The 13,147-nt window shown below is 73.8% G+C and carries 13 protein-coding genes and 1 tRNA gene; 7 read left to right on the top strand and 7 right to left on the bottom strand.

All coding sequences use genetic code 11. The features are described 5' to 3' along the window. Positions 1-60 precede the first annotated feature (60 nt). Positions 61-1,053: an aldo/keto reductase gene (locus ACSLIC_RS03515; RefSeq protein ID WP_436736192.1), complete on the top strand. Its 993-nt coding sequence runs from the start codon at positions 61-63 to the stop codon at positions 1,051-1,053. Beyond that, the gene (locus ACSLIC_RS03520) at positions 1,050-3,302 is read left to right on the top strand and encodes a helix-hairpin-helix domain-containing protein (RefSeq protein ID WP_436736193.1); all 2,253 of its coding nucleotides are present in this window, start codon (positions 1,050-1,052) and stop codon (positions 3,300-3,302) included. Before ACSLIC_RS03515 ends, ACSLIC_RS03520 begins: the two co-directional genes overlap by 4 nt. A 232-nt stretch (positions 3,303-3,534) precedes the next feature. On the opposite strand, the gene ACSLIC_RS03525 is transcribed toward ACSLIC_RS03520, so the two are convergent. Next, entirely contained in the window at positions 3,535-4,269 is a 735-nt protein-coding gene (locus ACSLIC_RS03525) for a hypothetical protein (RefSeq protein WP_436736194.1), read from the bottom strand. Positions 4,270-4,316: 47 nt separating this feature from the next. Between ACSLIC_RS03525 and ACSLIC_RS03530 the strand changes: the two genes are divergently transcribed. Continuing rightward, positions 4,317-4,505: a DUF5703 family protein gene (locus ACSLIC_RS03530; protein ID WP_003947232.1), complete on the top strand. Its 189-nt coding sequence runs from the start codon at positions 4,317-4,319 to the stop codon at positions 4,503-4,505. A gap of 105 nt (positions 4,506-4,610) precedes the next feature. Here the strand turns inward: ACSLIC_RS03530 and ACSLIC_RS03535 are convergent, their stop codons facing one another. The 3 genes from ACSLIC_RS03535 to ACSLIC_RS03545 form a co-directional block, all read right to left on the bottom strand. After that, complete coding sequence (locus ACSLIC_RS03535) at positions 4,611-5,360, bottom strand: chaplin family protein (protein WP_436736195.1); 750 nt, start codon at positions 5,358-5,360, stop codon at positions 4,611-4,613. A gap of 143 nt (positions 5,361-5,503) precedes the next feature. Next, on the bottom strand, positions 5,504-5,737 hold the full coding sequence (chpH, locus tag ACSLIC_RS03540) for a chaplin ChpH (protein ID WP_030696532.1): 234 nt from the start codon (positions 5,735-5,737) through the stop codon (positions 5,504-5,506). Positions 5,738-5,972: 235 nt separating this feature from the next. Then, positions 5,973-7,307 (bottom strand): M20/M25/M40 family metallo-hydrolase, encoded by a 1,335-nt coding sequence (locus ACSLIC_RS03545; protein ID WP_436736196.1) that lies wholly within the window; start codon positions 7,305-7,307, stop codon positions 5,973-5,975. A 222-nt stretch (positions 7,308-7,529) separates the two neighbouring features. On the opposite strand from ACSLIC_RS03545, the gene ACSLIC_RS03550 reads away from it, so the two are divergent. Further along, positions 7,530-7,617: transfer RNA gene (locus tag ACSLIC_RS03550), tRNA-Leu, on the top strand. Positions 7,618-7,631: 14 nt separating this feature from the next. On the opposite strand, the gene ACSLIC_RS03555 is transcribed toward ACSLIC_RS03550, so the two are convergent. Then, the gene (locus tag ACSLIC_RS03555; protein WP_436736197.1) at positions 7,632-8,021 is read right to left on the bottom strand and encodes a DUF488 domain-containing protein; all 390 of its coding nucleotides are present in this window, start codon (positions 8,019-8,021) and stop codon (positions 7,632-7,634) included. Between the two features lie 109 nt (positions 8,022-8,130). Here ACSLIC_RS03555 and ACSLIC_RS03560 point away from each other — a divergent pair, with 109 nt between their 5' ends. Then, positions 8,131-8,580 (top strand): YchJ family protein, encoded by a 450-nt coding sequence (locus ACSLIC_RS03560; RefSeq protein WP_436736198.1) that lies wholly within the window; start codon positions 8,131-8,133, stop codon positions 8,578-8,580. Between the two features lie 25 nt (positions 8,581-8,605). Here ACSLIC_RS03560 and ACSLIC_RS03565 read toward each other — a convergent pair whose 3' ends face one another. After that, complete coding sequence (locus tag ACSLIC_RS03565) at positions 8,606-9,328, bottom strand: FadR/GntR family transcriptional regulator (protein ID WP_436736199.1); 723 nt, start codon at positions 9,326-9,328, stop codon at positions 8,606-8,608. Positions 9,329-9,481: 153 nt separating this feature from the next. Here ACSLIC_RS03565 and ACSLIC_RS03570 point away from each other — a divergent pair, with 153 nt between their 5' ends. Together ACSLIC_RS03570 and ACSLIC_RS03575 are read left to right on the top strand one after the other, a co-directional pair. Then, a complete protein-coding gene (locus tag ACSLIC_RS03570; protein WP_436736200.1) occupies positions 9,482-10,009 on the top strand; it encodes a gluconokinase in 528 nt (175 codons plus the stop codon). A gap of 90 nt (positions 10,010-10,099) precedes the next feature. Continuing rightward, positions 10,100-11,497, top strand: coding sequence for a gluconate:H+ symporter (locus ACSLIC_RS03575; protein WP_436736201.1), 1,398 nt, complete (start codon positions 10,100-10,102; stop codon positions 11,495-11,497). Positions 11,498-11,587: 90 nt separating this feature from the next. Here ACSLIC_RS03575 and ACSLIC_RS03580 read toward each other — a convergent pair whose 3' ends face one another. Beyond that, entirely contained in the window at positions 11,588-13,147 is a 1,560-nt protein-coding gene (locus ACSLIC_RS03580; RefSeq protein WP_436736202.1) for an APC family permease, read from the bottom strand.

The raw sequence follows: 13,147 nt of genomic DNA on the forward strand, positions 1-13,147 counted from the left end.
TGCCGCCGTGGTCGACCGCGGGCCACCACGGACAGAGGCACGGCAGTACTCTCGGCGACCATGGAGCAGAGGCATCTGGGCCGCACCGGCCTGCGCGTGTCCCGGATCGGCCTGGGCACCCTGACCTGGGGCCGGGGTACCGGCGAGCACGACGCCGCCGACCTGGTGAAGACCTTCTGGGAGGCGGGCGGTTCCCTCGTCGACACCGCCGACGTGTACGCGGACGGGGAGGCGGAGTACCTTCTCGGCCGGATCGTGGACCGGCTGGTCCCCCGCGAGGACCTGGTCATCGCCACCAAGGCGGGCAGCGTCCCGGACCCCGAGCGGCGGTTCGACGGCTCGCGCGGCCACCTGCTCGGCGCTCTCGACGCCTCCCTGCACCGGCTGGGCACCGACCACGTCGACCTGTGGCAGGTGCACGCCTTCGACCCGCTGACCCCGCTGGAGGAGACCCTCCAGGCGCTCGACATCGCGGTCACCTCCGGCCGGGCGCGGTACGCGGGGGTCTCCAACTTCTCCGGCTGGCAACTGGCCAAGGCCGCCACCTGGCAGCTGGCGCTCCCCGCCGGGCGCACCAGACTCGCCAGCACGCAGATGGAGTACTCGCTGCTCCAGCGCGGTGTGGAGCGCGAGGTGCTGCCCGCCGCCCTCGACCTCGGCGTCGGTCTGCTGCCCTCCTCGCCGCTCGGCCGGGGCGTCCTCACCGGCAAGTACCGCCACGCCGCTCCCCCGGGCCCGCCGGGCTCGCGCGGCGCCTGCGAACAGCTCGCCGGGTTCGTCGCCCCCTACCTGGACGACGCCGGCGACCGCGTCGTCGACGCCCTCACCACCGCCGCCGACGGCCTGGCCGCCACCCCGCTCCAGGTGGCACTGGCCTGGGTCCGCGACCGGCCCGGCGTCTGCGCCCCCGTCATCGGGCCGCGCACCGCCGAGCAGCTCACGGCGGCACTGTCGGCGGAAGCCCTTACGCTTCCCGACGAGATCTGCCAGGCGCTCGACGACGTGTCGGCGCCCGTGCACCGCTATCCCGACCAGGACTGGAGCACGCTGTGAGTACGGACCCCGCCGCCGCGCCCACCGACGAGGACGCGCCCGCCCCCCAGGCGGCGGCCCACGAGGACGCCCCGCCCCCGGAACACCGCCCCGAGGAGGCGCCGGTCGGGGGCCCCGGCGAGGGCGAGGCCCTCGCCGCCGCCGTACAGGGCGAAGGCGGGGCAGCCGACGCCGGCCAGGACGGCGGCGAGGTCCCCGCCGGGGGCGGGGAAGCGGCCGCCCCCGCGCCCTCCGCGGCGGAGGCCGAGCTGGCGGCCCAGCGCGAGCTGCGGCGGCGCATCGAGGAGCGCAAGGCCGGGCGCGAGGTGCCGGTCGAGGCGGGCGGCAAGCTCCAGGGGATCGCCGCCGACCTGCTGGCGGCCGTCAAGGCGGTGGAGGGCGGGGCCACACCCATCGTCTTCGTCCCCGAGACGGCCCCGGCCGCGCCGCGCAGACCCGCCCCGGAGCCCGCCCGCCCCGCGCCCGTACCCGCCGCTCCGGCCGGGCCCTCCGACCGGGCCGTGGACGAGGTAGCGGCGGTGCTCGCCGACGGCGGCGCTCCGGCCGCCCTCGCCCCCGCCGCCGCCGAGGCCCTCGGGGACGGCGCCGCCGAGGTGCTGCGCGAGGACCCGTGGCGGCTGCTGAGCGCCCGGGGAGTACGCCCCGAGCAGGCCGACGGGTTCGCCCGCGCCCTGCTCGGCGCCGGGGCGAGGCCGGACGACGCGCGGCGCGGCCGGGCGGTCACCGGCTGGCTCCTGGAGCAGGCCGCCCTCGCCGGGCACACCGCCCTGGAGGCCGGCGCCCTGCGCGCGGCGCTGGCCCAGCGCGCCGTCCCGGACCCGGAGGCCGCCCTGCGGGACGCGGTCGCCGAGGGCGACGTCCTGGTCTTCCAGGACCCGCTGGACGGCGGCGCGCCGGGAGACCAGGCCCCGGCGGCCGGGCCCGGCGCCGACGAGGCGGCGGAACCGGCCGCACCCCCGGTGCGGGTGCTGATCGGCCTGGAGCGGTACGCCCTGGCCGAGGAGAGCCTCGCCGACGGCCTGGCCGGGCTGGTGAACACCCGCCCGGCGGCCGGGCCCGGCCCCGCGCCGTGGCAGGGCGCCGACGGCGAGGGGCGCGGGTCGGCGGCAGAGCTGATCCGGGCCGCCGCCGGGCACGGCCTCGTCCTGCACTCGGGCGGCGAGGCGGCGCGCGCCGAGCCGGCCGCGCTGCTCACCGCCGCGGCCTCCCTCGGGCTGCGGGCCTGGGGTGCGGCACACGGCCCGGACAGCCGGGCCCGGCTCTCGGCGGCGCTCTCCGGCGCCGAGGTCGGCGCGGCCACCGTGGCGGGGCTGCTCTCCGGCGCCGAGGGCCCCGGGCGGGACGCGGAGGGCTCACTCGCTCTGGACCTGCTGGTCGTCCTGGACGCCCCGCAGCTGGACGTGGAGAGCGCGGCGGCGCTGGTCGAGGCGCTGCCCGACGGGGCACGGCTGGTGCTCAGCGGCGACCCGGCAGTCCTGGGGTCGGCCGGTCCGGGCCGGGTCTTCGGCGACCTGCTGGCCGCCCGCGCCTGCCCCGTCGTCGTCTCCCGCACCCCGGACCCGGGCCCGGTGGGCGAGCTGGTCTCGGGCGTGGGCGCCGGCGAGCTGGCGGCGGTGGACGCTCCCGGTCACGAGGTGGCGATCGTGCCGGTGCGCGACCCTGCCGAGGCCGTGCACCGCACGGTGCAGCTGGTCACGGAGTCCGTGCCGCGCGCCTTCCAGGTGCCCCCGGAGCAGACGCTGGTCGTGACGCCGGGCCACGGCGGGGCGGCGGGCACCCGCGTACTGAACGCCGCCCTGAAGGAGAAGTGCAACCCGGGCCCCGGCCGCTTCGCCGGTTTCGACCCCGGCGACCGGGTCGCGTACAGCCCCGCGCCGGGCCGTACCGAGCTGGGCCAGGTCGTCGGCGCCGAGCAGGAGGGCCTGCGGCTGCGCTGCGCGGGCGGCGAGGTCCTGGTCGCCCGCGACCGGGTGGCGGGCACGCTCCGCCACGGCTGGGCGGTCACCGCCCACCAGGGGGTGGCCCTGCGCGCCCCCGCCGTCGTCGTGGTCGTCCCGGGCGACGCGGGAGCGAGCCTGACCCGCGACTGGGTCTACACCGCCTTCGCCCGCGCCGGACGCCACCTCTCGGTCGTCCAGGGAGTAGGCCCCGCTCTGTCCACCGCCGTCGCGGACCGCCCCTCCAAGCCCCGCACCACCCGCCTCCCCCTGCTGCTCAGGCCCCAGCTCCCGACACCGGTCACAGCCTGACCGGCAAGCACCGCCGTCCAGCCCAGGACCCGGGTCCGGCCGACCGGGACCGGGCCCGGTCCACAGGACCTGGGTCCAGCGGACTCGGACCGGAACAAGGCTCGATCCGACCCGACGAGGTCCGGCCCGCGCCGTTCGAACCCGGCCGCCGCCGAGCCCGGCCGACGGCCGCGGCCCGAGCGGGGACGCGAAGGGGGCCGAGCCCACCGGGCCCGGCCCCGCCGACGGTGCGTCAGATCCGCCCCCGCCGCTCCTGGTACCCACCCAGCCCCTCGGCGGCGTCCTCGTCGATGTCCATGACATCGTCGAGCTCCCCGTCGTCCGAGTCGTCCGGATCGTCGTCGAAGACGGCACTCATGTCGAAACGGCAGACGACCAGTTCGGGATCGGCGTCCTCGAACGGGGCGTCGAGCCACTCCCCGGGCTCGGCGGGCTCCTCGGCGGCCACCACCCACAGGGTGGAGTCCCCCTCCTCCAGCCCGAACTCCTTGTACCGGGACGCGACCTCGTCCGCCTCGTACTCGCCGAACAGGACGCCCAGGGCGGCGTGCACACTGTCGCCGACCACGCCCTGGGTGCCCGCTCCGGAGCCGGGCGGAGCGGCGGCCCCGCCCCGGTCGTGGTCGGCGATGCGCTGCGCCTGGGAGAGCAGCCGCCGGGGTTCGGCGACCGCGTAGTCGCGGCGGATGAGGACGCTCAGGGCACTGGGCTGGTCGGGCCCGGCGTACGGCGGCAGGGCCTCCTCGGCATCGGGGATGTCGAAGGGGGTGACCTCGTCGTAGCGCTCGTAGAGCAGTTCGTCGTACTCCTCGGCGGCGGCGGCCAGGTCGTTGAAGGCGGCGTGGACGGCCGGATCGTCCTCACCGGCCCTGCGCTCGACCGCGGCCAGGTGGCGGTCGAGCGCGGTCTTGACCGCCTCGGCGGCGGCCCGTACCTCGGCAGCCGTGGGCTGCTCAGCATCAGACATGGTGCTGACGCTATCCGTACCGGGGCCGCTCCCGCACAATAGATGCGATGCCGGAATACGAATTCACTGACGTGTATGTCCCGCGAGGGATCACTCGCACCGATACGACCCGCCTGCTCACCGACCACGCGGAGTACGGCCACTGGGAGCTGGACCGGCTGGTGCTGCTCCCGGACGGCAGCCGCAGGGTGCGGCTGCGGCGGCGGATCATCCGCCAGCTGCGGGCCACCTGGTGAGCGGCGGATGAGCCCGGGCACACCGAAGGGCGGCGACACGCGGTCGCCGCCCTCCGTCGTGTGCCGGGCCTTCCTGGCACCGGCCGGGTGGGTACCCGGCCCGGGTCAGGCGGCCTGGCGTGCCTTGCGGTAGAGGATCGCCCCGCCGAGCAGCAGCCCGCCGGCGGCGGCCCCGCCGAGGCCGAGGGGCACGGAGCTGCCGGTGACGGCCAGCTCCTCGGGGGCCCCCGGGGTGACCGGCGGCTTCTCCGGGGTGACCGGGGGCTCCACGGGCTTCTCCGGGGTGACCGGCGGCTCCACCGGCTTCTCCGGGGTGACCGGCGGCTCCACCGGCTTCTCCGGGGTGACCGGGGGCTTCTTCGGCTCCGGCGCCGCGTTGACGCAGGTGTTGCCGGAGGCGGGGTTCAGCAGCCCGACCACGGAGACGGTGTTGCCGCAGACGTTCACCGGCACGTCGACCGGCGCCTGGACGACGTTGCCGGAGAGGAACCCCGGCGAGCCGGCGGCGACGGCCTCGGCGCCCGCGCCCGAGGAGGAGCCGCCGGTGTCGGCGGTCCGGGCGGAGTCGTCCGCCGAGTGGGCCGCGTGCTCCGCGGGCCCGGCCTGGCTTCCCCCGCTGTTCGCGCAGCTGTTGCCGAACGCGGGGTTGAGGACACCCACCACGTCCACACTGTTGCCGCAGGCGTTGACCGGCACGTCGATCGGGACGGAGACGGAGTTGCCGGAGAGCACGCCCGGCGAGTTGGTGGCGGCGCTGCCCGCGCCCGCGTCGGCTTGTGCGTAACCGCCGGTGACGGCGATGACGCCGGTGGCCGCGGCCACCGTGATCAGGCCCTTGCGCATGACCTGTCGCATAGGTTGTTCCCTGCCTTCGACCTTCCGGAGTGTGCGCCACCCGAGCGGGTGACGCCCATAGATGCCGACGGCCTCGGAGCGCATGGCGCGCGCTCCGAGGCCGGCGGACTTCAGCCCCGCGTGAGGCGGGGCGAGGCGCAACGTCAGGCGTTGACGCAGGTGTTGCCGAAGGCGGGGTTCAGCAGACCGATCACGGAGACGGTGTTGCCGCAGACGTTCACCGGGACGTGGACCGGAACCTGGACCACGTTGCCGGACAGAACGCCGGGGGAACCGACAGCGGCACCCTGGGCACCGGCGTCGGCGACGGCCATGCCCGCACCGGCGAGAACGAGGCCACCCGTGGCTGCCGCAGCGGCGACGACCTTCTTGATCATGATTCCTCCTTGTTGGCAATGCGATCCCAGCCGCGGACCGCACCACGTGTAACGAAGGACCCAGGGAGGGGGTACGCGCGGAATCCGACGTTCACTCTTCCCGGTCACAGGCGTACGTCCGGCCGATTACGGCGCGGCCTGGTCGGCCGGGGCGCGACGCGGGAGAGACTGCCCGCGCCCCGGCTGCGGCAACCGGACCAACGGGCGGCCGGCGCCAAGCTCACCCGATGGAGCGTCAGGAGGCGTCGAGGAACCGGTCGAGTACCCGCACGCCGAACTTCAGTCCGTCGACCGGGACCCGTTCGTCCACGCCGTGGAACATCCCGGCGAAGTCGAGCTCCGGCGGGAGCTGGAGCGGCGAGAAGCCGAAGCAGCGGATGCCGAGGTCGTCGAAGGACTTGGCGTCGGTGCCGGCGGAGAGCATGTAGGGCACGGCGCGGGCGATGGGGTCCTCGGCGGAGAGCGCCGTCTGCATGGCGTCGACCAGGGCGCCGTCGAAGGTGGTCTCCAGCGCCTTGTCCGCGTGCACGTCCTCGCGGCGCACCCGCGGCCCGAGGATGCGGTCGAGGTCGGCGAGGAACTCCTCCTCGTACCCGGGCAGGAAGCGTCCGTCGACGTGGGCGGTGGCCTGGCCGGGGATGACGTTGACCTTGTAGCCGGCGCCGAGCTGGGTGGGGTTGGCGGTGTTCTTCAGGGAGGCGCCGATGAGCTTGGCGATGCCGCCGAGCTTGGCGAGCGTCTCGTCCATGTTCTCGGGGTCGAGTTCGGTGCCGAGCGCGTCCGAGAGCTCGTCGAGGAAGTGCCGCAGGGTCTTGGTGACGCGGATGGGGAACTCGTGACGGCCCAGCCGCCCGACGGCCTCGGAGAGTTCGGTGATGGCGTTGTCGCGGTGGATCATCGAGCCGTGCCCGGCGGTGCCGTCCACGGTCAGCTTCATCCAGTGCATGCCCTTCTGGGCGGTCTCCACGAGGTAGAGGCGGAGCTTCTCGTTGACGGTGAAGGAGAAGCCGCCGACCTCTCCGATGGCCTCGGTGACTCCTTCGAAGAGGCCGGGGTGGTTGTCGACGAGGTGCCGGGCGCCCCAGGTGCCGCCGGCCTCCTCGTCGGCGAGGAAGGCGAGGACGAGGTCGCGAGGGGGCTTGCGGCCCGAACGCATCCGGTCACGGACGACCGCGAGGGTCATCGCGTCCATGTCCTTCATGTCGACGGCGCCGCGGCCCCAGACGCAGCCGTCGGCGACCTCCCCGGAGAACGGGTCGTGGGTCCAGTCCGCCGCGTTGGCCGGCACCACGTCGGTGTGGCCGTGGATGAGCAGGCCGGGGCGAGAGCGGTCCTCACCCTCGACGCGGACCACGGTGGAGGCGCGGCCCGGGTGGGACTCGAAGATCTCCGGTTCGAGCCCGACCTCCGCGAGCTTCTCCGCGACGTACTCGGCGGCCCGCCGCTCCCCGGGGCCGGAGTGGTCGCCGTAGTTGCTGGTGTCGATCCGGATGAGGTCGCGGCAGAGGTCGACCACCTCGTCCTCACCGCGAAGGCTCCCGGTCCCCTGGTCCGTCTTCGACTCGATCACGCTGCTCCTTGGCTTGTCGCCGTGTTGGGTCCTCTCATCCTCGCCCCGGGCGGGCCTCGCGCCCAAGACCGGGTTCCGGCCGACACATGCCCGTCACACCCGGCGCCCCTCCCTCGGGCCGGTCCACTCCGGGCGGAACCCGGGGGTGATCGAGGACCCCCAGATGTTTGCTATGGTTTTCCACGTCGCCGCAGGGAGGTCCCGGCGGACGACAGACACCTTGTCCGGGTGGCGGAATGGCAGACGCGCTAGCTTGAGGTGCTAGTGCCCTTTATCGGGCGTGGGGGTTCAAGTCCCCCCTCGGACACCAGAGAGAACCCCAGCTCAGCTGGGGTTCTCGTGTTTTCCGGACCGGTGGCGCAAGTGGTCGACGAGGACCGGGACCTGGCTGCGGTCGATCTCCTTGACGGCGGTGACCAGCGTCACGGTGCCCTGGTCCATCAGGTCGAGGAGTTCGCCGACCGCCGCCGTGTGGGCCGGGTCACCCAGCTCGGTGCGATACCGCTCGGTGAAGCCGTCGTACCGGTTGTCCGGGTCCTGGTGGTACCAGTCGCGCAGCTCGGTGGAGGGCGTGACGTCCTTCAGCCACACGTCGACGGCGGCGCGCTCCTTGGAGACGCCCCGGGGCCAGAGCCGGTCGACGAGGACGCGAGTGCCGTCCGAGGGCCCGGCGGGCTCGTACACCCGGCGCACCCGGGGGGCTTCGTGGGTCACGGCGATCTCCTTCGGCGCGGGGTCCGTACCCCGCGATGAGACCACCCGGGGCGCCGGGCGGCCCGGCGGTCTGCGCCGACCGGGGGACGAGGCCGTGGAGAATGGGGCCATGTCACGTCGCGCCCGCACCCGCTCCGCCGCTCCCCGCCGCACCGCCGACGAGGCGGCGTCCGCCGGCCCCTGCCCGTGCGGCACCGGGCGTCCGTACGGCGAGTGCTGCGGGCGTCTTCACGCGGGGAGCGCCGAGGCGGCGACGGCGGAGCAGCTGATGCGCTCGCGGTACGCGGCCTTCGCCGTCCGCGACGCCGCCTACCTGCTGCGCACCTGGCACCCGCGCACCCGCCCCGCCGCACTGGACCTGGACGACGGGACGCGGTGGACGGGGCTGGAGATCACCGGCACCGCACAGGGCAGCGCGTTCCACGCCACGGGGACGGTGACCTTCCGCGCCCACTACAGGGCCGGCGGCGAGTCCGGGGTGATGGCGGAGCACAGCCGCTTCACCCGGGCCGAGGGGTCCGGCGCGTGGCTGTACGTGGACGGGGACGTCCGGGACTGACGGGACCGGCCGGGCGGCCCCGCTCTCAGCACCCGGCGGGTGCCGGGGGCGGGTCCAGGATGTCGAGTTCCTGGAGGGCGCCGACGGTGATCTCCCGGGTGAGGGCCTCGGCGCGGTCGGCGTCGTGTTCGCGGACGGCCTCGGCAAGGCGGACGTGGAGGGTGACGGCGGCCGGGTCCGGGTCGTGGAACATCACCTGGTGGTGGGTGCGGCCGGAGAGGACCTCGGCGACCACGTCGCCGAGGCGGGCGAACATCTCGTTGCCCGAGGCGCGCAGCACGACGCGGTGGAAGGCGATGTCGTGGCGCAGGTACCCCTCCAGCCGGTGGCCCCGGGAGTGGGCGACCATGCCGAGGGCGTTCTCGGTCAGCTCGGCGCACTGCGCCGAGGTCGCGTTGCGGGCGGCGAGCCCGGCGGCGGCCGGCTCGACGGCGGAGCGGAGCACGGTCAGTGAGCGGAGCTGGCGGGACCGGTCGGCGCCGGCCAGTCGCCAGCGGATGACCTGCGGGTCGTAGACGTTCCACTCCTCGGCGGGGAGCACGGTGACGCCGACCCGGCGCCGGGAGGCGACCAGGTGCATGGATTCCAGGACGCGGACGGCCTCACGCATGACCGAGCGGGAGACCTCGTACCGCTGGGCCAGCTCGTCCGTGCGCAGCACGCTGCCCGCCGGGTACTGGCCCTCGGTGATCGCGGGGCCGAGCCTGTCGAGCACCCTCGCGTGGAGCCCCCCGCCCTGTGTCGTCATGTCGATCAGCCTACGAGGCCGCCATCGAGAACAAAAAGTCAGACTTTTGCGTCACAGTCTCTTGAATTAGTCGTACCTAATGGGTTTCAGTGTCGTGACCCTACGGGGTCCGGCAGGCGAACGATGTCGAAGAGGACAGCGAGCGAGGCAGCAATGAACACCCCCCACGTCGTCGTGGTCATGGGCGTCGCAGGAACCGGCAAGACCACGATCGGTCCCCTGCTCGCCGAACGGCTCGGCGTCCCCTACGCCGAGGGCGACGACTTCCACCCCCCGGCGAACATCGCCAAGATGTCGGCCGGCACGCCGCTGGACGACGACGACCGCTGGCCGTGGCTGGACGCCATCGGCGCCTGGGCCCACAGCCGGGCCGAGCTGGGCGGGGTCGTCAGCAGCTCCGCCCTCAAGCGCTCCTACCGGGACCGGCTGCGCGCCTCCGGGCCGGGCGTGGTCTTCGTCCACCTCACCGGGGGCCGGGAGCTGGTCGAGCAGCGGATGGCCGACCGCAAGGGGCACTTCATGCCGACAGCCCTGCTCGACTCGCAGTTCGCGACGCTCCAGCCGCTCCGGGCGGACGAGGCCGGGGTCGCCGTCGACGTGTCGGGCACGCCGGAGGAGATCGCCGACCGTGCCTGCGAGGCGCTGGCCGCCTACGACCAGGGCCGGGCCGAGCCGGCCTGACCGGCCCGGGCCCCGCACCACCGGGGGCCGCGCGGGCGTCCACCCCGCTCGCCCCCTCCCCACTCACTCTCCACACGAGGGAAGAATCCCGTGACCCGTCTCAGCGTCGAGATGCTGGCAGCGGACGCGGCGGAACCGATCACCTCCGCGGGCAACGCCCAGCTGGGGATCGCCGTTCTCGCCGGCATCGCCGTCATCGTCCTGCTCATCACGAAGTTCAAGGTCCATGCCTTCCTGGCACTGACCATCGGTTCGCTGGCACTCGGCGCCTTCGCCGGGGCGTCGCTGGACAAGGCCATCACCAGCTTCACCGCCGGACTCGGATCGACCGTGGCAGGCGTGGGTGTGCTGATCGCCCTCGGTGCGATCCTCGGCAAACTCCTCGCCGACTCGGGCGGCGCCGACCAGATCGTCGACACGATCCTCGCCAAGGCCGGCGGCCGGGCGATGCCGTGGGCGATGGTGCTCATCGCCTCCGTCATCGGCCTGCCGCTCTTCTTCGAGGTCGGCATCGTGCTGCTGATCCCGGTGGTCCTGATGGTGGCCAAGCGCGGCAACTACTCGCTGATGAAGATCGGCGTCCCGGCCCTGGCCGGCCTGTCGGTCATGCACGGCCTGATCCCGCCGCACCCCGGCCCGCTCGTCGCCATCGACGCGGTCGGCGCCAACCTCGGCATCACCCTGGCGCTCGGCGTCGTGGTGGCGATACCCACGGTGATCATCGCCGGCCCCGTCTTCGGCAAGTACGCCGCCCGCTGGGTGGACGTGGCCGCGCCCGAGAAGATGATCCCGCAGCGTGCCACCGAGGAGACCGACCGCCGGCCGAGCTTCGGCGCGACGCTGGCCACCGTGCTGCTGCCGGTGGTGCTGATGCTCGCCAAGGCGCTGGTCGACATCGTGGTGGACGACCCCGAGGCGGGCGTCCAGCGGGTCTTCGACGTCATCGGCTCGCCGATGATCGCGCTGCTCGCCGCGGTGATCGTGGGCATGTTCACCCTCGGCCGGGCCGCCGGGTTCACCAAGGGCCGCCTCTCCACCACGGTGGAGAAGTCGCTCGCCCCGATCGCGGGCGTGCTGCTGATCGTCGGCGCCGGTGGTGGTTTCAAGCAGACCCTGATCGACGTCGGCATCGGCCGGATGATCCTGGACTTCTCCGAGAACTGGGCCATTCCGACCCTGCTGCTCGCCTGGTTGATCGCGGTGGCGATCCGGCTGGCGACCGGTTCGGCGACGGTGGCGACCATCTCGGCGGCCGGTCTGGTGGCCCCGCTGGCGGCCGACATGTCCGCCTCGCACACGGCGCTGCTGGTACTGGCGATCGGCGCGGGCTCGCTCTTCTTCAGCCACGTCAACGACGCCGGGTTCTGGCTGGTCAAGGAGTACTTCGGGCTGAACGTCGGCCAGACGATCAAGACCTGGTCGGTGATGGAGACGATCATCTCCGTCGTCTCGCTCGTCTTCGTCCTGCTGCTCTCGCTGGTGCTGTAGCGCCTGGCGGTGGCACCGCAGTACGCCGCAGGGGCGGGGCGCACGGTTCCTACCGTGTGCCCCGCCCCTGCGGCGTTCCGGCGGGGCGGGTCAGCCGGTGGTGGTGGTGCGGTCCGCGGCCGCCCGACCGGCCCCGTCCGCCGCCTTCTCCAGTTGGAACGCCTCATTGCCCTGGCCGATGCGGGCGTGCACCTCGGGGCGGGTGTGCTTGAGGATCAGGCCGTAGCCGATCCCGGCGAGGGCGGCGAGGGCGATCACGCCGGGCAGCACCCAGCTGAGCGCCGACCCGGACTCGGCGCCGACCAGCACGGAGAAGTCCTTGACGGTGTATCCGGCGATGGCCAGCAGGGCCAGTCCGGCGATGCCGGAGGCGAGCAGCCGCCAGAGCTGGGCGCGGGCGGCGCCCCGGCGGGCGAAGAAGACGATGACGGCGAGCGAGGCGGACGCCATCAGGACGATGATGCCGAGCGCGCCGACGTTGCCCATCCAGGTGAACATCCTCAGGACGGGCGCGGTCGGGTCGCCGACCGGGTTGCCGTCGGTGAGGGCGAAGGCGGCGACGAGGACGACCGAGACGCCGGTCTGCAGGAGCGAGCCGGTGCCGGGGGCGCCACTGCCGGGGTTGGTGCGGCCGAAGGCGGCGGGCAGCAGGCCCTCGCGGCCCATGGCGAAGGCGTAGCGGGCGACGACGTTGTGGAAGCTGAGCATCGCCGCGAACATGCCGGTGACGAAGAGGATGTGCAGTACGTCGGTGAAGGTGGTGCCGAGCCGTGACTCGGTGAGGTGGAAGAGGAGCCCCGCGCTCTGCTCGCGGGCGTCGCCGACGATCCCGGAGGGGCCGGAGGCCACGGTGAGCGCCCAGGAGCTGATCATGAAGAAGAGCGCGACGAAGCCGACGGCGAGGAACATCACGCGGGCCACGACGACGTGCGGGCGCCGGGTCTCCTCGGCGTAGACGGGGGCCTGCTCGAAGCCGACGAAGGCCGCGATGCAGAAGCAGAGCGCCGTGCCGAGCCCGGCGCCGGTGAGGGTGTTCGGGTCGAAGGCGAGCAGCGACAGGCCCTCGGGGCCGGGGTCGGCGATGGCGGCGACGTCGAAGATGACGACGAGGACGCACTCGATCAGCAGCAGCACGCCGAGGACGCGGGCGTTGAGGTCGATCTTCAGCCAGGCGAGGACGGCGACGGCGGCCACCGAGACGAGGGAGAAGATCCACCAGGCGATGTCCAGCCCGAGGTAGGTCGAGCAGATCACCGACACCTCGAAGCCGAAGATTCCGTAGATGCCGACCTGCATCGCGCTGTACGCCACGAGCGCGACCAGCGACGCCCCGGCGCCGGCCGTCCCGCCGAGCCCGCGCGAGATGTACGCGTAGAAGGCGCCGGCGTTGTGGACGTGGCGGCTCATCTCGGCGTAGCCCAGGGAGAAGAGGGCGAGGACGACGCCGAGGATCACGAAGAGCAGGGGCTGCCCGGTGATCCCCATGACGCCGAATGTCGTGGGCATGACACCAGCGACGACCATGAGGGGGGCGCTGGCGGCGAGGACGGACAGCAGGAGCCCGGTGGTACCCAGGCGGTCGGCCCGCAGGGCGCGCTCTTCGCCCTTGTAGGTGCGGATTCCCTCGGGCGAGGGGGTCTCGGCGGTCAT

Origin of the sequence: Streptomyces sp. BBFR102, from assembly GCF_051397025.1 — a bacterium.
In the GTDB taxonomy this organism is placed as follows: domain Bacteria; phylum Actinomycetota; class Actinomycetes; order Streptomycetales; family Streptomycetaceae; genus Streptomyces.